The sequence below is a fragment of the Acinetobacter sp. WCHAc010052 genome, assembly GCF_002165295.2.
Classification (GTDB): domain Bacteria; phylum Pseudomonadota; class Gammaproteobacteria; order Pseudomonadales; family Moraxellaceae; genus Acinetobacter; species Acinetobacter chinensis.
In genome coordinates, this window is record NZ_CP032143.1 from 2485785 (window position 1) to 2507656 (window position 21872).

Consider the following 21872-nt stretch of genomic DNA (forward strand, 5'->3'; position numbering starts at 1 on the left):
TGTCAGGGCTTTTTATGATTATCTGATCTGTATATTTCAGACTTTGATCAGCATATTACCAGCGAACTTCCAGACCCAGAGATCCGCCTTCATTTTTTGCACCTTTTTCTGAATACTGCCCATTAAACTGCCCATAGAAAGACAGGTTGGTAATCGACATCATCTTAAATCCGGCACTCACATCCAGTGTGTTTTTCTCCGGAACAGCACCCTGTACTTCAAATTTATACCCTGGAGCTGAAGCAAACTGCGCTTCCATTGAACGCCTGGTCGAAAAATCATGCGCCAGACTCAGTCGGGCATAAGGCTGAATACTTCCCTCACTGAACATAAAGGTTGTATCAAACTGAGCTCCTGCAAATAATGGTACGGAATAGGCATTGTTAGCACTGTAAACAAGCCCAAGAGCCTGACTGCCATCTGTCACTGTTTCACGGGTACTATCCACATTTACAGCAGATACCTGCAATCCTGCAAACGGTGTAATGTTCAGTTTTTTCCATGCCAGCTTATAACCTGCCTCAGTTCGCAGATTCATCGTATTGCCTTCAAACTCTGCCTGAAGATCACTGGAAATCCCTGCTACAGGAATCACTGGCACATCCGACCCTTCAACCATCGCAAAACGTTTCGTAGATGCATCCAGCCAGTCATAACTTAATGCACCCTTGATATACATTCTGTCCAGATTTTTATTGACATAAAATGCAAGACTGTTGGTCTCAGCAAGACCTGTCGTCGCTCTGTCTTCTACTGCAAACTGAGTTTTTGCATTACCAAAAGCCAGACCCAGTAATGTATTTTTATTTAGAGCATAATCCAGACCTGCAACTGTTCTGTAGCTGGTACCGGCATATGCTGCAGCACCTGAGTCACGATCTCTGTTGATTTCTGTTTTACCATTCTGCCCCGAAATCCAGACGCGCCACTGACTGTTATCAATACATTTAGCCCCATCTGGCGTAGACTGGTCACAGATGACGGTATAGACATCATTATGATGTGCATAAGCAGTCCGGGAATTCCAGTAGTCTGACTGTGCAGAAACATCATTCAGCACACCATGTCCGTGGTTGAATGCTGTCTGCAGAATTGCAGCATTTCCTTCACCACTGATGGAGTTATATGCGGTCTGTAATGCGCTGATGTCAGGTCGATACAGCAGAGCGGCTGCTACAGGTTCAAACTCGGGGCTGACCTGTGCCAGCTGAATGGCGTTGATCGCCCGTCCTAAGTGCTGTCCATTTTCAGTCAGCGTAGTCCGTGCAAAATCAATATCTGCCTGAATGGAAGATGAGTTTGCTGTAACAACTTTATTGAACAGTGCCACCGCAGATGGAACAGCTGAAACAGTAAATCCTGTATCAACGACATTGGTCGCACTGACCAGTGTCTGATTAAACAGACCAGGTGTGACTTTTTCTGGGTTCAATAAGTTAACTGATATGGTTCCGCCCAGTGTCGCAGTCCCTGTGACACTCATAATATCGGATGCGCCCAGGCTTGATGTCGAACCTGTCCCAGTACTCATTAAACTGCGCAGTCCTGCAGTTGCAACCGGCTGCACAGATGCCCGGTCAAGATCATAATCCCAATGTAAAACACCACTGTCCGTCTGTGTAAAATTACCGTCCAGATAAGTGGAATCCACTCGGTTAACTCCACCGACAGCCCAGTTCCCTTCATTGAGAGCTTCACCTTTTACAGCTGCACCTGCCAGATTCATCTGAATGTTCTTTCCTGCAAGCAACCAGGCATTCAGTGCATTGGTCAGGGTATTACGTCCATCATCCAGCCACAGTGAACCCGTCATGAAACCGCTGTTTACTACATTATCATTGCCAGTTCCTGCATTCACAGCGTTCGCATCCAGCCAGCCAGCGGCTGCCAGCTGCATATTTTCATCCAGATACAGCCCTTCTGTTTGCCCGAATGCAGTCAGATAACCGGCATTACTCAGAAGATTGTTCGCTCCATCAAACATACCAATCGCAGCGCCTGTTCCTTCACCACCGATCAGCACACTGTCTTTTCCAATACTGATTTCAATATTGCCATTCGTAGAACCCTGACTCTGCGCAAAAATACTGTATGAGCCTTGTCCTTTGGTCGCTATATTGCCCTGCTGATTAACAGTGATATTGCCTGCTGTACCTGTACCACCAGCTGAACCTGCGAAGAATCCTGTCAGATTACCTGTGGTATCCATCAGGTTTGCATAACCACCACCGCCAGCAAGAGACTGTACAACAATACCGTGGGCATAACGACCCGCTGTATATATACCTGTCGACTCGGCACCTGCTGCTGCAACATTGCTGATATTGATATTGCCACTGTTACCTGAACCCTGCCCCTCGGTCAGTACCTGCTGGGTCGCAGCTGCGAAACCACCACCGCCACCAATCGACTGTGCAACAATGGCGGATGAACCATCAGTTTCAGTTTCGATATAACCTGAGTTATTTACGGATACATTTTTAGCATGGCTTTGTGATGTATTGGTTCCGCCCAGTAATAACTGTTCGCTTAAGCCAATAGAGCCACCACCACCAGAAATGGATTGCGCAATAATTGCCTGAGATAAACGACCTGTTGTATTGATGGCTCCGGTATTTTTTACAGTGACTGCATCACCCAGTCCAGATGCTGAGGATGAACCCAGTTCAGCATAGACAGCCATCTGATCCAGACCACTGCTCAGACCACCACCGCCACCAATCGACTGCGCAACAATAGCAGCAGCATGCTCACCTTCAGTATACAGTCCACCGTCATTTTCAACCACTACAGTTCCGGCATTACCCTGAGCACCTGTTGCTGCACCTGCAATCAATATGCCTGAAGCACTGCCCGATGTACCACCACCGCCACCAATCGACTGAGCGACAATGGCATCAGCACCATTGCCCTTAGTGATGATCAACCCGTCTTTTCCTGTATTTTTAACAGTTACGCCCGATGCATTTCCGCCTGCGATGGCATTTTTCATCGAATTAAAATAATCCTGCAATGGAGCAGAAATTACGCCTTGAGCTGTGCTGATCAGACCACTGACAGATGTCATGGCGGAAATAACACTGGCTGTTGCTCCACTGCCTAAACCAATGGATCCCAGTTTTTCCTTGACCGTATTTGCTGCTCCACTGATGGTGCCTTCAATATCAATACCATAGCTTGAGCCACCCTGACCGCCACCACCGCCAATGGATTGAGCCAGTATTCCCCTGGAGTTTTCTGCTTCTGTGTAAATCAACTCTGATGAGTTTGTGACCGTAACCTGCCCGGCATTACCTGCATGCGCACCATTGCCACCCACAGAAATAAACGCTTCTTTGGTTGTGTTGTCTTTAGTATCCACACCACCGTCACTGGAACCACCATCACCACCGCCACCACCGATGGACTGCGCTACGATTGCCGATGAGTTTTTACCAAAGGTCCGTAAAATACCTTCATTGCCCAAAATCACATTCTGCCCATTACCAGCTGCCGAACCAAATCCTCCGACTGAAACTGAGCCTGATGCATTACCACCAACACCACCGCCACCACCAATAGATTGTGCCTGAATCGCAGCAGCACGTTCACCCTGTGTCTCAATCGTGCCTTTTGTACTGTTAGTGACAGTCACAATCTGACCATCACCACCAGTCGCAGTGGTAAATACAGGTATACCTTTTACTTTTGCATCACTGATTTCATCAAGGACATTCGCTAAAGTACCACCACCAATTGCTATGGTTGCCTGCTCAACAGAACCGCCCGTACCACCACCACCGCCAATGGACTGCGCGAGAATCCCCTGAGAACCATCACCTTTGGTCAGAATACCTGCATCATTGTCAACAGTTACAGTATCTGCATTGCCTGCATTTTTACCTGAACCACCGATACCGACTGTCGCTTTCTTTTCGACGTCTCCACCCGTACCGCCACCGCCACCGATTGACTGAGCAAAAATACCCCGTGAGAAAAGCCCGTCAGTAAGTAAGGATAATGCATTTTCTACGACAACCCTGCCACCATTACCCGCTGTCCCACCATCACCACCAATTGCCAGTTTTGCTGAAGCTGTACCGCCTACACCGCCACCACCACCCACTGACTGTGCGAAAATGGCATCAGCACGGTTACCTTTGGTATAGATGATATTCTGGATGTCACCTGCCAGCTGAGTCTGCTTCGTCACAACACTCACCAGATCTGCATTGCCTGCTGCACCTGTCAGATTACGGGTATCCCAATCCTGACCCAATACGCCAGCAAGTGCACTCATACCTGCAGCCAGCTCTTCCTGAAATGCACCACCACCTACGCCAACAGTAGCACCTGAAGTATCACCACCATTACCACCACCACCGCCAATCGCCTGTGCAAAAATACCTTTGGCATTATCACCTTCGGTCACAATAACCCCAGCGTGCTCAACATTAACCTCGCCAGACTGACCAGCCGCACCTTTATAACCGCCTACACCTAAGGCAAAGGTCAATTTATTATCATTTAACTGAATATCTGAAGGGTTTAATAGTTTAGTTCCATCCTTCGTAAGGTTAAAAACCTTGGACTCAACGATTGAAGTTCCACCATCGCCACCACCACCGCCGATGGACTGAGCATAAATACCGTGTGAACCACGACCTGAGGTTGCCAGTATGCCTGAACTGGTGACATTGACATCATCGGCATCATTTCCGATACCGCCCCAACCACCAACACTGAAAGAAATATTGGTATCTGATTTCGCGGTTGAGGCTGCAGTAGAATTTGAACCCGAAGTACTGCTGCCGCCTGATGTACCTGTATTGCCGCTATTAGAGTTACCTGTATTGCTCGATGCACTGTCCTTACACAGATCACCACACTGAAGCTTTAAAGTCATGGTGCTGGCATTGCCGCCGTTACCACCTCCACCACCAATGGATTGAGCCTGAATAGCACTGGATAACATACCCGAAGTAAAGATATTACCGATGCTGTTGACTGTCACAATATCTGCTGTATTGCCGCTGCCGCCAAAGCCGCCGACTGAGGCAGTGATATTTGTCGCCTTATCCGTATTTTTAGGACTATCAATGTATACAGAACCACTATAGCTGTTGCCGCCGTTACCGCCGCCACCGCCAATCGATTGCGCTAAAATTCCCGCTGCGCGCGCGCCTTCTGTAGCAATATCACCAAGACGCTTAACATCAACAGCGCCGCCTGTACCGCCTGTACCGCCCCAGCCGCCAACACTTGCAGATAAGCCCATGCTGTTTTTGGCCAGTGATGCATCAACTGTCATTGCCATACCACCGTTACCGCCGCCGCCGCCGATGGATTGAGCTAATACGCCGTTACTGTAGTTTCCAAAAGTATTAATTAATCCTTCAGAATTGACATTAACCTTGCCAGCTGCATCACCATTGCCGCCAAATCCACCGACAGCAACTGATGCGCTCAGAGCCTTTTTATCTTCGGACAAATTTGAGCTTGCCGCAACCGACAGCCCAAATCCGCCATTACCGCCAGCGCCCGCAATGGATTGGGCAGCAATGCCTGATGATCCATTCCCGAATGTGACAATATTATCTTTTGAATGTACCGTAACAGTATCAGATGTGTTGCCGTCACCGCCCCAACCGCCAATCGATACTGATGCTGCCGGTGCCGAATTGTCTTTTGAAATACTTAAAGCAAAGCTTCCGGAAAGTCCGCCGTTGCCGCCGCCGCCGCCAATGGATTGCGCCAGTATACCTTGTGAATCAGCACTTTCCGTGAGGATTGTATAAATGGGCTGATCTGGTTTACTTTCCGCTAAAATCTGGCTGTTATCAGAATCGATGCTGACTTCACCCGCAGTATTGCCATTTCCTCCAAAGCCGCCAACACTTGCCGATAATGCCAAAGCCTTACCTGTGCCTGCTTTTGCATTGACCGCAATGCTGGCTGCAACTGACAAGCCACCATTGCCGCCCTCACCGCCAATGGATTGCCCCACAATTGCACTGGAGCCTACGCCTTCAGTTGCAATGACATAATTTTTATTTACAACTCCAACGTTTCCAGCACGTCCGCCATTACCACCTTGACCGCCGACACTCACACTGACTCCAGCTGCGGTGCTGTCTAATGAACCAGCAATACTGCCCGCAATTGATAACCCGCCATTACCGCCATTACCGCCAATGGATTGAGCCAGAATGCCGTTGGAATACGAACCAGCGGTCGCAATTGATTGTACCTGGTCTAATACAGGAGTATTTGCATCAATGGAAGCGATATTGCGAACTGAAACATTATTGACCGGGGCAGTTGAGTTCTTTTTAGTTGATGCATCATAGCCGGCAGCATTTCCGCCCTTGCCGCCAACAGAAACTGAAGCGCTTAAAGCCAGTTCCTGCGCAAAAGCTCCGCTCAGATTTGCAGCAAATCCTCCGTTACCGCCGCTGCCATTGATGGATTGAGCCAATATCGCTGAGGACGAGTTTCCTGTAGTTTCAATACTTCCGGAGTTATTCACAGACACTGTATTTGCTGTGTTCGCATCACCACCATTACCGCCGACGCTTGCCCCTAAGCTGATAGCTTGCTTAGCACTGAGCGCCAGAGAAACCGAAGTTGAAAAACCGCCATCGCCACCAGAGCCGCCAATCGATTGCGCAATAATACCGGATGAATTATTGCCATGCGTGACAATATCATTATCTACAGTGACTTTGACCTCACCTGATTTACCGCCCGTTCCGCCATTGCCACCAACAGTTACAGCACTTGAAAATGCAGGAGCGCCTTCGAGCGAAGCCGACAGGCTTAAACCTGCTGCAAAACCGCCCGTGCCTCCATCACCGCCAATTGACTGGGCAACGACACCATGAGATGAATTACCAGAGGTTTCAATATCACCATCACTGTTCAGTTTTACATTGCCTGAGTTTCCGCCTTTACCAGCCCCACCACCCAGTGCGACTGAAATTGCTCCCGCCGCGCCTTCCACAGACAATGCTGCGGAACCTGCAACTGAAAAGCCGCCATTACCGCCACTTCCGCCAATAGACTGTGCCTGTAAACCGGATGAAAGATTCCCTTCTGTAATCACTGTATTGCTTGAAACCAATGTGACTGAATCTGATGTTCCGCCATTACCGCCCTTTCCACCCAGACTGACGCCTACACTGGCACTCGGATATAAATTGGCACTGGCACCCGCAGCTACTGAAAAACCGCCATTGCCGCCAGAGCCGCCAAGTGACTGAGCAAGTATTCCCGTTGAGCTTTCACCAGACGTTTTAGTAATTTGTTCATTCTTCTTTGTGCCAGCCTTTACACTGACTGCACCAGCCTTACCGCCTATAGCGCCAGAACCGCCCAATCCCACACTGACCGTTCCACCTATTGCAGCCCCGCCAGACACGGCAAAACCGCCATTACCGCCGCTGCCACCCAGAGACTGTGCGATGATTCCCGCTGAACCTGAGCCATTGGTTATCATTGAACCATATGAATCTACATTAACAGAACCAGAAGTTCCTCCAGCACCTGCACCGCCACCCAGACTTACATTTGCTGAAGCCGCTTTGACATCCAATCCTGCACTGATAGCAAATCCGCCATTGCCGCCGTCACCGCCAATCGATTGAGCCACAATTGCTGTCGAAGCATCGCCTTCAGTTACGATATTATGATCGGTTTCAATGGTTACACTCCCGGACTTGCCGCCATCGCCGCTGCCGCCACCCAGAGCAACTCCTGCTGAATATCCACCGCCTGTTAAAGCCGTTCCTGCTACAGAAAACCCGCCATTACCGCCTGAGCCGCCAATCGATTGAGCCAATATGCCAATCGCATTATTTCCTGCTGTTGACAGTGTTGCTGTATTTACCGCTGAATTTTTTGATTTATTTGCTGTGACTAAAACATCTCTGGATTGACCGCCGGCACCGCCAGCACCGCCTAGAGCCACATTTGCGGCAAATACGCCATTGCCTCCAGCCTTAACAGCAAGTGCCAGACCGCCATTACCACCAGTTCCGCCAATAGACTGGGCTACAATCGCTGAGGAGTTATTGCCTCTGGTTGCAATTTCACCCGTACTGTTCACTATCGCATTATTTGCTTCAGCGCCTGCTGAGCCTGCACCGCCAAAACTTAGACCAATTGAGTTTCCACCCATGATATCGGCAGCACCGGCAAACCCACCATTACCACCATCACCACCAATCGACTGTGCAACAATCGCTGAGGAGTTATCACCATTGGTTTCAATGTAATCAGCATCATTTTCTACTTTGGCAACACCTGCTTTTCCGCCTGCACCACCTTTACCGCCAATGGCCAGATTTACTGCATTTGCACTGCCCAGTGAAGCAGCGACTGCACCACCAGCATTCCCCCCAGCACCACCAATCGACTGACTGACGATTGCTGATGAACTGCTTCCCGATGTGACAATTTGAGCTTTATTTATGATTTTTACAGTATCTGCCTGACCACCTGCCCCACCTTTACCGCCTAAAGCGATATTGGCATTCAACACAGAAGGACCTATGCTGCCGCTTACGGCAATACCGCCATTACCACCGCCACCACCAACAGATTGTGCGAGAATCCCTGTTGATGAATTTCCTGTTGTTGTAATGAATGCCGCATTATCAACCTCAACAGTCGAAGCTTTACCGCCTTTGCCACCTGCTCCACCAAGAGCTACATTTGCGCTGATTAAGCTCGAACTTACACTTGCAGCAACTGTAATCCCACCGTTACCACCACCGCCACCTATCGACTGAGCCAAGACACCTGTTGATAAATCACCCGATGTTTCAATCGACCCTGACTGTGCTTTTACATTAACTGCTCCACCAACACCACCCTCTGCACCATTCCCCCCCAAAGCAATGTTTGCCGTTATACCAACTCCTGCACCAGCTGATACAGCCACCCCGCCATTACCACCACCGCCACCAATGGACTGAGCCCGAATCCCTGAAGAATCTGCTCCAGATGTAATCAGTTTGCCGCTCTGCATATCTACAGTTACTGTACCGGCAGCTCCACCCTTACCACCTTTACCGCCGATAGCTAATGAAACTGCACCTACCCCTACGGAGGTACTGCCATTACCACCACCACCACCAATAGACTGAGCAAGAATGGCAGATGAATTGGTTGCCTCCTTAGAACCTGTAGTGATATTTCCAGATTGGGTGACTTCTACTGCATCCGCTTTGTTACCTTCCCCACCTTCTGCGCCTATTGCTGCCAGACCAATTGCTGTACCACCATTACCACCACCTCCACCAATAGATTGAGCCAGGATTCCATACGAAAATGAACCCTTTGTAATCAACTGGCTGGCTTGATTATCCACAACAACTTTTCCACCATAGCCACCAACATTCCCTTCTGCTGCTAAAGTGACCAGACCAGCACCAAACTTACCACTACCACCACCACCACCTAAGGACTGAGCAATAATTGCTGAAGACTCATTCTTGCCATTCATCGTAATACTGGATTTATTATTAATTGTTACTTTATCCGCATCACCACCAGAACCACCGGAACCTCCCAACGCGGCAATCCCTACAGCATAGCCACTATTACCCCCTGAACCGCCGATTGACTGCCCTAAAATTCCTGTAGATTCATCACCATTAGAAACGATAGTCGTATTTTTATCAGTTGAGATTTCAACTGATCCTGCTTTTCCTGCACTGCTTCCCTTTCCTTGATGTGAAACAATACCGACTGAGCCACCAGCATCTCCGCCACGACCTCCTTCACTCACAGCTAAAACTCCTACAGAATTTTTGCCATGAGTAATAATTTCCAGGCTATCCGTTTGAATAACTGCCTTTCCTGCTTCACCGCCAGGATTGCCATTTCCACCCTGCGCATTTGCAGCAGCATATGAACCGCCGCCATCGCCACCAGTCCCCCCCCTGGAAGCTGCATAAAGCCCAATCGACTCACCTGTAGTTTCAATTTTTAACTTTGAAACATTAAGCACAGCATCAGAAGCATCACCACCCGCACCACCAGCTTTACCTTTTCCACCTAAATAATATGATCCACCCTTACCGCCTTTACCGCCTTCATTGACAGCCTGAATCGCAATTCCATTATTATTTTTAACTGTTGTCTGATTTTTCCCCTGTCCTTTCACAATGACATTAAGACTGTCATTTATTGCAGCAGGACTCGCAGCCTCAGCTTTTGTTGTTGGTGAAAAATTCATTGTTAAGTCATAAGATGGAATCTTAACAGTAAATTTCTCCTCATCAGCCGAATCATATGCCACAGTTGCAGTCACAGTTCTGGCAGGCGTATTGACGGATGGATCTGAATTTTTTTGGGTACTTTCAACAACAGTATATTCTGTCAGTTTCTGTTTATCTTTTGGCGTTAAAGTAATTGTTTTTATATGCGTATCACTGCCTGATGTCGCTTTAAATTTCATGACGACAACACCAGTGTTTACATCAATACTGGCAGCACCATCAGCAACATAAGTTAATCCCACATCCCCTCCAGGCTTACCTGAAGTTGGAGGTACAAACAGCACACCCGTTCTGCCATTTTTACCATCTTCAGCTTTCGCTTTCGCACCTATCGCTTTATTATCACTGTTACTGTAAGTGCTCGACCCAAGCGTGATTGTCTGTGTAAAATTATTGCTGTCTGTACAATTTATTGCGGTATTTGAAGTTGTTTTGCATGTTTTAACTGCATCATACGCATAAGCATTAACCCCTATCACGGGCAGTGCTAACAAAAATGCTGACTGTAAAGCTGTTTTAGCTGTTGATCTTTTCCCTTTTCTTTTTACATTCTCAGCAACAGCAACCCATGCCCCAAGAGTTTCATTCCATATAATGCGATATACATGATTCATTTTTATGTCCCCAGTGCAAACTTATAATCAGGACTGTTCATTGATCAATGCATGTCAAATCATCAGCACCGCAAACATTATTCGCAAAAGAAGGTTCTTTCCTTCTGTTGGGAATAAGTTCAAATAAACAGAAATGACCAAGTTATTAATAGAAATAATTCAGCCACGCATGAAGCATGCGTAATAAACGGCTCATTAGAGCACCTGACTGATAAAATGAATATCACTAGAAATGGGGATTAATTACAAAAATATATACTGATTAATCAGTAAATCATTCAGTATATAAAAGCCTTAATAATTCAAAATAAACCGGATAATCAAATTAAGTCATTAGCAATCAACAAAATGATTATAATCAGAATAATCAAACAGTAATTATTGATTATATTTCACACATTACAAAGAATATTTTTATAAAAATATATCCGGCTACATAATATAATTCACTTTTATCATGATTTTTTTCATATTTATTTTAGAAAAAAATAATCCATATATCGGATCAGTACATCCCTGTACATTAATCTTATTCTAAATAAAACGTTCGCAATGGTGGATAACCATTGAATTCAACTGATGCATAAGAAGTGGTATATGCACCTGTACTTAACCAGTACAGGCGATCACCAATGACCAGATCCAAAGGCAACTGATATGGAATTTTTTCATACATAATATCGGTTGAGTCACAGGTTGGACCTGCCAGTACTACTTTGGACTGTTCTGCCTGAGGCTGCATTTTAGGCGTATAAATCGGATATTTGGTTGTCTCACCCAGGGTTTCAATTAAACCGTTAAATACCCCAACATCTGTATAAATCCAGCGTTTTGAGTCTTTTTCAGATTTATTTGAAATTAAAACAATTTCAGAAACAATCACACCCGCATCACCGACAAGTGAGCGTCCTGGCTCTAAAAACAGTGTAATTTCCCGGTTAAAATTATGTTTTAAATACATTTTAATCTGTTCAGCATAAGCCTGAATGCTGTTGATTTCTGACAGATAGCGGGCTGGAAATCCACCTCCCATATTAATCAGTTCAAGCTGAATCTGATGCTGATTTTCCAGCGTTTCAAAAACTGATTTTACTGTATCCAGTGCTGTACGCCAGACCGTAACTTCTTTTTGCTGACTCCCCACATGAAAAGAGACACCATAAGGTTTTAACCCCAGTTTTTTTGCTTGAACCATTAAGTCCACTGCCATGGCAGGGTCACAGCCAAACTTTCTGGACAAAGGCCATTCTGCGGTAGTTCCTGATTCGACCAGCACCCTGACAAAGACACGGGAACCTGGTGCAAACTGTGCAATCTGCTCAAGATCTGCACGGGCATCTGTCACAAACAGTCTAACCCCCTGATCATAGGCATATTGAACATCGACCGCTTTTTTAATGGTATTTCCAAAAGAAATCCGTTCCGGTGATACACCGCTTTCCAGAACACGATCCAGTTCATAAGTGGAAGCGACATCAAAGTTTGAACCGATATTTTTCAGACGCTGAATAATTTCACGACCTGGATTTGCTTTGACTGCATAAAAAACGGTTGCTGATGGAAAGCACTGTTTCAGTTCTTCATATTTAAACTGGATACGATCCAGATCGACCACTAAAAATGGACTGTTTTTCATTGCAGAAAAGTTCTGAATTTTTTTCCATTGTTGTGACGAATAGTAATGTTCTAACTGCATAGGAAATCCATTATTTTTCAATTTTATGATGAGATGGCATACGTTTTTAACCATCAGAAGGTCTGGAGCAGTGCTGTAACTCAATCCAGGCTCAGCACCGCAAACTGAATATGCTGCCTACAGAATTTATTGATTTAAGCGCTGTAACCATCCAGTCACTGTCGGGTTTTCAACCAGATCCTGAAACTCAACGCTGATGCCAGAAGCTCGCCAGACACTGACCAGTGTCATCAGACTCATGGAATCCAGTCCCAGCATGAACAGATCATCCTCATCCTGAATATCCTGAGCATCTATATTGAGCTGCTTTGCAACGATCTGACGTATTTCTTCCAGATTCAGTCGGGTTGCATTCATTTCTGCTCTCCTGAATGAATGTCCTGAATGATGGATGCTGTATCCATCACTCTGGCGCATCTTCCTGCTGCATAATTCAGTGCCATTCTGTGTTCCTCAAGACTGAAATCTGCCAGTGCATCTCCTGCCAGAAACGCCTGTATATCCAGCATAAAGGCTTCAGCTGCCGTCATCAGACAACCGATATGTGCATAGACACCACAAATGATCAGCTGATCACGGTTTTGCGCTTTGATCTGCTGTTCGAAGTCAATTTTTTTAAATGCGCTGTAACGCCATTTTGTGAGTACAGTATCCTGCTCTGCAGGTTCCAGGGCAGAGATGATCGGCACTGTTTTTTCACCGGATGCCAGTCCCTTACCCCAGAAATCAGTCAGTAACTGACGGTGTTCAGGTGTCTGATCGCCCGGCTGTGCAGTGTAATAAACAGGAATACCTACTGCATGACACTGATCAATCAGTTTTCGACAGTTCTGAATCAGCTCTGGTATGGGCGCCTGTGTCTGATCATAGAAATCCAGAAAATACTGCTGCATATCGTGAACAAGTAATACTGCCCGATCTGTTTCAATGCGCCAGTTAACTTTATTGACCGGAAAACTGCCAGCCTGTGGCATGGCATAACCGGCTATACGGGGAATGGTCATTTTTTTACCTGCAAATTCAATTGGATGCTTTTATAAGACGTTGTCGCAATTCTTTTTTGTCGATTTTCCCTAAAGCGGTATAGGGCATATCCTCGACAAATTCGATGTGGTCTGGAATTTTAAATGTGGCTAAACCTGATTTCTGAACATGCTGTCTAAGCTGCATATTTAAACGCACAGGTGCAGGGTCATGTGCTTCACGGCGCCACTGAATAAACGCACAGCTTTTTTCACCCAGCATGTGATCCGGCATGGCAACCAGTGCCGACTGTATGACCTGAGTATGCTGGTTCAGCACCTGTTCAACTTCTTCAGTGGCAATTTTTTCTCCACCCCGATTGATCTGATCCTTACTTCGACCTTCAACAATGATATTTCCTTCAGAAGTCATACGGACCAGATCACCTGTCCGATAAAAACCGTCACTGGTAAATGCTTTGCGGTTATGTTCTTCTGCTTTGAAATAACCACGGATGGTGTAAGGACCTCGGGTCAACAGGTGTCCTGTTTCTCCAGCAGGCAGTTCCTGATCTTCATCATCGACAATTTTAATTTCATCATCTGCGCTGATGCGGCTTCCCTGCGTGGAAATGATGGTTTCTACAGAATCATCATAGCGGGTATAGTTGACCAGTCCCTCTGCCATACCAAAGACCTGTTGCAGGCAGCAGTCATAGTCCTCTATCAGTTGTCTTGCCAGTGCATCAGGCAGTCGGGCACCGCCCACCTGTACCACTTCAAGATCAGCAAAAATATTTCTGGCACCCTGCTGAACAGCTTCGACCCACTTTGCCGCCAGTGCAGGAACCAGGGCAACATGCGTAACCCTGTGCGTTTGAATAAGTTCAAAACATGTTCCAGGTGAAGGCTCTCTGGCAAGAACCAGTGTTCCACCGGCAAAAAACAATCCAAGCGACCCTGCTGAACTTAAACTGAAATTATGTGCAACAGGCAGTACCATCAGCATACGAGTGTTTTCATCCAGCTGACAGATTTCAGCACTGGCACGTACGCTGTATAAATAGTCGTCGTGTGTTCTTGGAATTAATTTAGGTGTTCCTGTGCTGCCACCAGACAACTGAAAAAATGCAACCTGTCTGGCTGTAATCTCTGCTGTAATCACATACCTGTTCGCAACTGTTGACAGTTCAGGCCATGCATCAAATTCTGCTGCATTTCCAATGACAATAACCTGTTGCAGTGATGGACAGCGCGACTGGCACTCTCTTGCCAGAGTCCGATAGTCAAATCCCATATACTGTTCAGCGCAGATGTAAAGTCTGGCTTCTGTCTGTCCAATAAAATGACTGACTTCAGCATGTCGGTGTGCAGGCAGACTCATAACCGGACGCATCCCAATACGGATTGAGGCAAAATACGCAATAAAAAATTCTGCAATATTCGGCAGCTGAATCACGACGCTGTCACCTGTCTGGTAGCCTTTCTGCGCAAGATATACAGCAAACAGATCCACCTTTTGTGCCAGTTCAGCATAAGTAATATGGCAATCAGCGCAGATAATGGCTGTACGTGTGGCATATTTCTGAACACAGTCGTCAAAGAACTGGCTGATGGTCTGCCCCTGCCAGTAACCTCTGGCAATATAACGCTCTACAAACTCAGGCGGATACGGCACGATTCCTTCCCCGAGTTTCGCTTCAATAAGTTGATGATCTGACATGACAAAACCTGTTAGTTAAAGATCAGTTCTTCAGCTTTTAAACCCAAAGCATTGAACATTGTTTTAAATTTTGCAGCGGTTTCACTCAGCTCAAGTTCAGGTTGTGAGGCTTCTACAATGCCTGCGCCTGCATACAGTCGGGCTGACTGATCATGGATACGACCACAACGGACATTGACTGACCATGCGCCATTACCATGAGCATCACTCCATCCCATCGTGCCGGCAAAAAGATTGCGCTGGAAAGGTTCCAGTTCTGAAATCAGGCTTCTTGCCAGCTGAGCAGGCTGTCCGCATACCGCAGGCGTTGGATGTAAAACAGAAACAAGGTCAAAAATATGCTGTTCAGGGTCTTTCAGTTTGCCCTGAACTGGAGTTGCCAGATGCCATAAGGTCTGGGTTTTAATTAAGGAGGGTGTTTTAGGAATATTCAGGGTTTTACATAAAGGAGAGAGTAAATCTGCAATCGATTCGATCACGAGCCGATGTTCATAATGATCTTTGGCTGAGGCTAAAAGGCGTTCAGCCTGTGCCTGATCTTCGGCATGATTTTCACAGCGGATCAGTGTTCCTGCAACAGGATGGCTGAAAACATTTTCATTCTGCTTTGCCACCAGCAGTTCTGGACTGGCTCCCATAAACCATCCATTTTTCTGAGGATTCTGTGCCAGAGCAAAAGTATATCCCTCAGGATTGGACATTAATAAACGGGAAAACAGCTCGACAATATTAATTTTTTCAGTGGTTTTTAAATCTATGGCACGTGCCAGAACTGCTTTTTTCAGTTCAGTTTTCTGCATGATTTCAACCAGCTTTCTGACCCCATCCACGTAGTCTGCATGTTGTGGCAGCAGCCTTGCTTCCGTATTTTCTGCACACAATGTGGTGCAGCTGACCTCAGCAATATCTGCCAAATGTGTGTTCCTGGCTTCCGCAATGGAGAGTTCAGGCAAGTCACGGTTATCAAATGGCAGACTGCCTACAATAATCAGCTCAGAGTTGTCTGTTTCCTGAATCTGATCGGTCAGCTGCTGTTTTGCCTGCTCTAACCATTTTTTTTGCTGCTCCAGAAAATTTAGATTTTCAGATCGCTCAAAACCAATATTCCTGATCATTTTTTTACTGGAAATCATGCCTGTCGGAGTTGCAAAGACAAAGCCTGGAATACCTTCTTCCAGCAGTTCTTCCCTTTTGATTCCAATTGCATTTTTAAATACAGATGGTTCTACTGACAACATATTTTCTCTCACTCTTTGGGAGATATTTTTATTCGATACAGCACCTGTTCACCGAGACCTCAAGTTACCTCAAGACTGTTGAACACCGACAATATAATGGTTATCATTTTTAAATGATAACCATTATCGTTTAGTTTTTGTTAAAATTATAAGGAGTACAGTATGACGGGCTTATTTATTGTTACCGGTGCAGCTCGAGGCATCGGTGCAGCCATAGTAAAGAAGCTGCTTGCCCAGGGGCATCAGGTGACTGGAATTGACCTGAATCCAAAGGTGGATGAATGGGAGGTTATGAAAACATCTGACCACCAGGAAATTCAGAATTTTGAAGCCATCAGCCACGATATTCAGCAAACTGCAACACTGATTGAAAAAATCCAGCATTCAAAATTTAAGCATCAGAGCATCATGGGGCTGGTCAATGCAGCCGGTGTCCTGGAAATGGGCAGTCTGCTCGAAACATCAAAAGAACAGTGGCTGAATAATCTGAACATCAATTTTATTGGACCTGCCCAGCTGAGTCAGTGGGTGGCACAGCAGATGCTTCCACATCGCTCAGGTTCCATAGTCAGTATCAGCTCCAATGCAGCACTTGTTCCCCGATCAGGTATGGGGCTGTATGCCACTACCAAAGCAGCCGTCAGTCATTATTTTAAAAACCTGGCGCTGGAACTGGCGCCCCACGGAATCCGCTGTAACCTGGTCCTGCCGGGTTCCACACTGACACAGATGCAACGCCAGTTATGGACAGATGATCGACCTCCTGAAAGTATTATTGAAGGTAATCTTGAACAGTACCGCAGCGGCATTCCCCTGAAAAAAATTGCAGAACCTGAAGATATTGCCAATGCTGTACTGTTTCTGCTTTCTGACCAGGCAAAACAGATCACCATGCATGAACTAGTCGTCGATGGTGGCGCAACACTTGGGGTATAGCACCACCCAGAACTGTCGGAACTAATCCGGCAGTTTTTTACCAATCACACAATCATTCAGTGTCATTTCAGGATGCATCAGCCATGACTTCAGCATGTTCATAAAGTCATGCCAGTATTCTTCCAGACTCGCCACTGTATACAGTTCAGGATGCCCATCCATCGCCAGAAACAACCGTTCCTGACCATCCACAATTTTATTGGTGACAGCCATATCAAAATCTTCAATCGGTCCTGCCGAAATGGTAGTTTTCTTTAAATGACAGCCTTCAAAAAACTCAGGCAATGGAAATGGAATCCAGTTCACCACAGGACCAAATAAAATATTATCAAATGGCTCAAAGTCATCCAGAACAAAACGTAACTGCTCAAAATAACTTTGCTGGTGCGGACGGATTTCTGAAAATCTGGACGCCAGCAGTTTCACTGTTTCCTGTAAATTTTCTGTACCCTGAGTACCCAGTCTGAGCGGTAGAATATTCATGGTCAGACATGGAATCCGCATTGCAGCTGTACCGATACGTGACAGTACCGGTATACCGAAACACTGCTGCTGATCATCCATCTGCTTTGCCATATAACCCATAAATACTGCCATGACAATCATTGCAGCAGGCAGTTTCAACTCAGCTGCCAGTACATTCAGCTGCTGTTGCTCCTCCTGAGCAATCACATCCTCAAAACGGTAACCCTGAGTAAACGGATCATTCAACTGCCGTTTCAGCCGTTTTTTTGGTGCATATTCACCTGAAAAGTTTTTCTTCCAGAAACTTAAATCTGTTTCTGCTTTTTCAGACTCAATATAACGCTGCTCATCTTCTATAAATTTACCGTAGTGATCAAAAGCCTTGTTTTTAAGTTCCGTTCCATTTTTCAAAGACTGATAATAATCAATAAAACGGCTGATCATCAGACCATAAGCATAGCCATCCAGCGCGACATGATGCGCCCTGAAGAACAGACCATACTTCTGATCATCCAGATGAACAAAAGTGTAGTCATATAAATGCCCTGTCGTTAAATCAAATGCAGGTGTCACCTGCTGTTCAATCCATTCCATCAATGCCTGTTCATTCAGGTGTGACAGATCCATAAAGCGGGCGGGCTGAACCTCAACATCATCCTGACGGTAGCATTTACCCTCCTGTTCAATCACACGCCAGTGCAGTGCTTTCGCTTCCTGTAAAGTCAGAAGTACTGCTTTATGAAATAATTCTCTATTGAGTGCCCCCTCAATGACCAGCCATTCTGCGGTATGAAACGGCAGACTGCCATGATAATTATGACCGAGCCACATGCTGTGCTGCGCTCGGGTCAACAGCTGCAATGTATCCACTTTTTGCATATAAATACCAGTAATCAAACAGGTTTTATCAGATAAATACCCGTCTTAAAATTGACGATAATTTTTGTAGCATTCGTTACGCCAGATATTATTCAGAACTGATGTGACAGAATCTGTAATAAAAGATAACAATTATCATTAACAATTGTAATTAAATATCTTTAAATTTATATTATGCTGATCCTGAATATAAAATATGCAGACATGCAGCTTTATGTTTATTCTTCCGTACACAAAAGTAGATGAGAAAATGGCAACAAATCCCGCTTCAACGCCACGACACATTCAGGTGCAATCCTCTGTTCAGCTCTCTCCCCACATGCAGCGCATCTACTTTTCAGGCAGCGGTTTTTCCGGTTTTCCACGCGATGCTGGTGGTGCTCATATTAAATTATTTTTTCCTGATCAACCGGATGCCACTCCACCACTCCCTTATAAAAATGAACTGGGTAAAGTGGTCTGGCCTGATGGAAAAAAACCGATTACCCGTACCTACACCATCCGGGATTTCTTAGTTCAGGAACAGCTGCTCGTCATTGATTTTGTCCGTCATGCAGATTTTGGCATTGCTGCTGACTGGGCGGTCAAAGCTCAACCGGGAAATATCATTGGGCTGGCAGGACCTGGTGGACCCGCAAGATTCAATCCGGCAGCTGATTATTTTATTTTTATTGGTGACTTATCTGCCCTGCCCATGATTGCAGCGTCACTTGAACAGTTGACTGATACGGCTTTTGGTGAAGTCTGGATTGAAACAGAAAACGAAACTGACCAGCAGAATTTAAGCCACCCTGAAGGTATCCAGATTCACTGGATCAGCTCTGACTCTGACACAGAAAGTACGATTCAACATGCTTTTAAAAGTCTCGACTGGAGCCATAACAATATCTCAGTCACCCTGGCAGGTGAAAACACACGTGTTGTCAATTTAAGAAAAATATTAAGACAGCAGTACAGCATCAGTAAAACAAACTTATATGCCGTTCCCTACTGGAAACGTGGGCACAGTGAAGAAAGCTACCATGATGAACGTCATAACGTCATGGACGATGAAGGATAATACCGATGTATAAACAAGAAAATAAAAGCAGATTTCCTGCAATCAAAACATTTGCGCTGATTGCACTGGTGACTGCCTTAACTGCCTGTTCAAAACAGGATGGCAGTACCTCAACGTCCACTCAGTCAGCAGACCCGCAGACTCAGAGCACCAGTCCACAGCAACGACAGATTACGGATGCCCTGGATCGCCAGGTCAGTATTCCCAGTCATCCTCAGAAAATTATTGTACTGAGCGAACTGGATCTGGACAGTTCAATTGCTCTCGGTATTACCCCTGTAGGCAGCACCTATGTCCGTGGACAGAGTACCTTTCAGCCCTATCTGTCCCAGCAGACTCAACAGGTTGCTTCAGTGGGTAATTTTGGACAACCCAGCATGGAAACCATTCTCTCATTACAGCCTGACCTGATTATTGCTGGCAGTATGATTGATACTCAGCTGATCAATCAGCTGAGCCAGATTGCACCCACTGTGGTCACTTTTGCACGTGGTGAAGCCTGGAAAAGCAGCTTTAACCGAATAGCAGATGTACTGAATCAGCAGGAAAAAGCCACCCAGGTACTGGCTGTATACGACCAGAATGTCCAGCAGGCAAAAGGCAAACTTGCAAAACTTCAGGGGCAAACGGTCAGCGTCACCCGCTGGACAGCAAATGGTCCTGTTTATATGTTTAAAGACTCATTTGCAAGCCAGGTTCTGGCAGATTTAGGACTGACCCGTCCAACACAGCAGCAGCAGGCAGGAGCAAGTCATTCCTCTCCGATCAGTAAAGAACGCTATGATCAGATTGATGCTGACTGGTTGATTATCGGCAGTGCTTTATCATCTGAAAAGCAACTGGACACCCTGAATCAGACACCTGAATTCAAACGGCTCAATGCTGTAAAAAACAACCAGTATTTTGTCGTTGATGCATCCATGTGGACAGGTGTGGGTGGTCCAAATGCTGCAAATAAAGCAATCGCAGATGTCACTGCATATATGTCCAGACCATAAGTTGCCATGTCTCAAACATTGCAGAAATCAGGTCATTTACAATATGTCTGTGCGGTGACTGTACTGATATTACTGAGCATACTGTCCATTGCCAAAGGAGCAGGTTCACCGGGTTTTACTCACAGCCTGAGCCTGCTTTGGCAAAGTCTCTCCAGTTTCAGCCTGACACCACTTGAACCTTTGTCTGAACTGCGTATTCCGCGTACATTTGCAGCGTTACTGACGGGAACAGCACTGTCACTTTCAGGTGTCCTGTTACAGAATCTGTTAAAAAACCCACTGGCTGACAGCGGTCTGATTGGCATCAACAGTGGTGCTTCTCTGGCTGTAGTGATTGCCGTTATTTTACAGCTCAGTGGTCTGAGCCTGTTTTTCTGGGCAATGTTAGGTGCACTGGTCAGTGCTGTGCTGGTTTTTGCCTTAACTCCCCGTGGACAGACTGACTTCAGTTCCCTGACCCGCCTGATCCTGGCAGGACTGGCGATCACCAGTACCTTTCAGGGACTGATGGCTGCGCTGTTACTGAAGTTTCAGAATGGACTGGATGAATACCGTTTCTGGGTGCTTGGATCACTCAACCGCGTTGAACCCGAATACCTTCTGACAGCCAGCCTGTCTGTTCTGGCAGGTGTCATCATCACATTTTCGGTCATACGCCCGCTGACCTTAAGCCTGGTCGGCGATCAGCTTGCCCAAAGCCTGGGACTGAACATCAAGTTACTGGAACTGAGCTGTATCACTGCCATTGTACTCATGACCGGAAGTGCCGTTGCACTGACTGGACCGATTGCTTTTTTAGGACTGATTGCACCCTATTTTGCCCGGGCTGCTGGCGCAGTGACCATTAGACAGCAACTACTTTACAGTGCATGGTTTGGCATGGTGCTGTTATTAATTGCAGATATTTTTGCCCGTATCATTGTCCAGCCCTTTGAAGCACCTGTCAGTATTTTATTGACCCTTGTCGGTGCTCCGGTTCTGATCTGGATGGTACGACAGTCCAGCCTGCAGAACATCGTTCAGGCGGAGAAGTAAA

At 46.2% G+C, this 21872-nt stretch carries 11 protein-coding genes; 4 read left to right on the forward strand and 7 right to left on the reverse strand.

Going from position 1 to position 21872, the window contains the following annotated elements:
- Positions 1–55: 55 nt before the first annotated feature.
- The 6 genes from CDG61_RS12265 to CDG61_RS12290 form a co-directional block, all read right to left on the reverse strand.
- Positions 56–10879 carry an ESPR-type extended signal peptide-containing protein gene (locus CDG61_RS12265; RefSeq protein WP_087549365.1) on the reverse strand — a complete coding sequence of 3608 codons (10824 nt, stop codon included), beginning with the start codon at positions 10877–10879 and terminating at the stop codon, positions 56–58.
- 529 nt (positions 10880–11408) lie between these two features.
- The gene (locus CDG61_RS12270) at positions 11409–12575 is read right to left on the reverse strand and encodes a type III PLP-dependent enzyme (RefSeq protein ID WP_087549366.1); all 1167 of its coding nucleotides are present in this window, start codon (positions 12573–12575) and stop codon (positions 11409–11411) included.
- Between the two features lie 126 nt (positions 12576–12701).
- A complete protein-coding gene (locus CDG61_RS12275) occupies positions 12702–12932 on the reverse strand; it encodes a phosphopantetheine-binding protein (RefSeq protein WP_087549367.1) in 231 nt (76 codons plus the stop codon).
- A complete protein-coding gene (locus CDG61_RS12280; protein WP_087549368.1) occupies positions 12929–13579 on the reverse strand; it encodes an isochorismatase family protein in 651 nt (216 codons plus the stop codon). The genes CDG61_RS12275 and CDG61_RS12280 overlap by 4 nt, the downstream gene beginning before the upstream one ends.
- A gap of 16 nt (positions 13580–13595) precedes the next feature.
- Positions 13596–15260, reverse strand: coding sequence for a (2,3-dihydroxybenzoyl)adenylate synthase (locus CDG61_RS12285; RefSeq protein WP_087549369.1), 1665 nt, complete (start codon positions 15258–15260; stop codon positions 13596–13598).
- Between the two features lie 11 nt (positions 15261–15271).
- Positions 15272–16498, reverse strand: a complete 1227-nt coding sequence (locus CDG61_RS12290) for an isochorismate synthase (protein ID WP_087549370.1) — start codon at positions 16496–16498, stop codon at positions 15272–15274.
- Positions 16499–16660: 162 nt separating this feature from the next.
- On the opposite strand from CDG61_RS12290, the gene CDG61_RS12295 reads away from it, so the two are divergent.
- Positions 16661–17434 carry an SDR family oxidoreductase gene (locus CDG61_RS12295; RefSeq protein ID WP_087549371.1) on the forward strand — a complete coding sequence of 258 codons (774 nt, stop codon included), beginning with the start codon at positions 16661–16663 and terminating at the stop codon, positions 17432–17434.
- Positions 17435–17455: 21 nt separating this feature from the next.
- On the opposite strand, the gene CDG61_RS12300 is transcribed toward CDG61_RS12295, so the two are convergent.
- On the reverse strand, positions 17456–18778 hold the full coding sequence (locus CDG61_RS12300) for a condensation domain-containing protein (protein WP_087549372.1): 1323 nt from the start codon (positions 18776–18778) through the stop codon (positions 17456–17458).
- A 250-nt stretch (positions 18779–19028) separates the two neighbouring features.
- On the opposite strand from CDG61_RS12300, the gene CDG61_RS12305 reads away from it, so the two are divergent.
- The 3 genes from CDG61_RS12305 to CDG61_RS12315 are packed head-to-tail and all read left to right on the forward strand — an operon-like array spanning position 19029 to position 21871.
- Entirely contained in the window at positions 19029–19838 is an 810-nt protein-coding gene (locus CDG61_RS12305; protein ID WP_087549642.1) for a siderophore-interacting protein, read from the forward strand.
- Positions 19839–19843: 5 nt separating this feature from the next.
- Entirely contained in the window at positions 19844–20836 is a 993-nt protein-coding gene (locus CDG61_RS12310; RefSeq protein ID WP_087549373.1) for an ABC transporter substrate-binding protein, read from the forward strand.
- A 6-nt stretch (positions 20837–20842) separates the two neighbouring features.
- Positions 20843–21871: a FecCD family ABC transporter permease gene (locus CDG61_RS12315; protein ID WP_087549374.1), complete on the forward strand. Its 1029-nt coding sequence runs from the start codon at positions 20843–20845 to the stop codon at positions 21869–21871.
- Position 21872: the final 1 nt, after the last annotated feature.

Bases quoted from the DNA above. Each gene is read 5' to 3' on its own strand.
- CDG61_RS12265 (WP_087549365.1), bottom strand. From the start codon at position 10,879: ATGAATCATGTATATCGCATTATATGGAATGAAACTCTTGGGGCATGG.
- CDG61_RS12270 (WP_087549366.1), bottom strand. From the start codon at position 12,575: ATGCAGTTAGAACATTACTATTCGTCACAACAATGGAAAAAAATTCAG.
- CDG61_RS12275 (WP_087549367.1), bottom strand. From the start codon at position 12,932: ATGAATGCAACCCGACTGAATCTGGAAGAAATACGTCAGATCGTTGCA.
- CDG61_RS12280 (WP_087549368.1), bottom strand. From the start codon at position 13,579: ATGACCATTCCCCGTATAGCCGGTTATGCCATGCCACAGGCTGGCAGT.
- CDG61_RS12285 (WP_087549369.1), bottom strand. From the start codon at position 15,260: ATGTCAGATCATCAACTTATTGAAGCGAAACTCGGGGAAGGAATCGTG.
- CDG61_RS12290 (WP_087549370.1), bottom strand. From the start codon at position 16,498: ATGTTGTCAGTAGAACCATCTGTATTTAAAAATGCAATTGGAATCAAA.
- CDG61_RS12295 (WP_087549371.1), top strand. From the start codon at position 16,661: ATGACGGGCTTATTTATTGTTACCGGTGCAGCTCGAGGCATCGGTGCA.
- CDG61_RS12300 (WP_087549372.1), bottom strand. From the start codon at position 18,778: ATGCAAAAAGTGGATACATTGCAGCTGTTGACCCGAGCGCAGCACAGC.
- CDG61_RS12305 (WP_087549642.1), top strand. From the start codon at position 19,029: ATGGCAACAAATCCCGCTTCAACGCCACGACACATTCAGGTGCAATCC.
- CDG61_RS12310 (WP_087549373.1), top strand. From the start codon at position 19,844: ATGTATAAACAAGAAAATAAAAGCAGATTTCCTGCAATCAAAACATTT.
- CDG61_RS12315 (WP_087549374.1), top strand. From the start codon at position 20,843: ATGTCTCAAACATTGCAGAAATCAGGTCATTTACAATATGTCTGTGCG.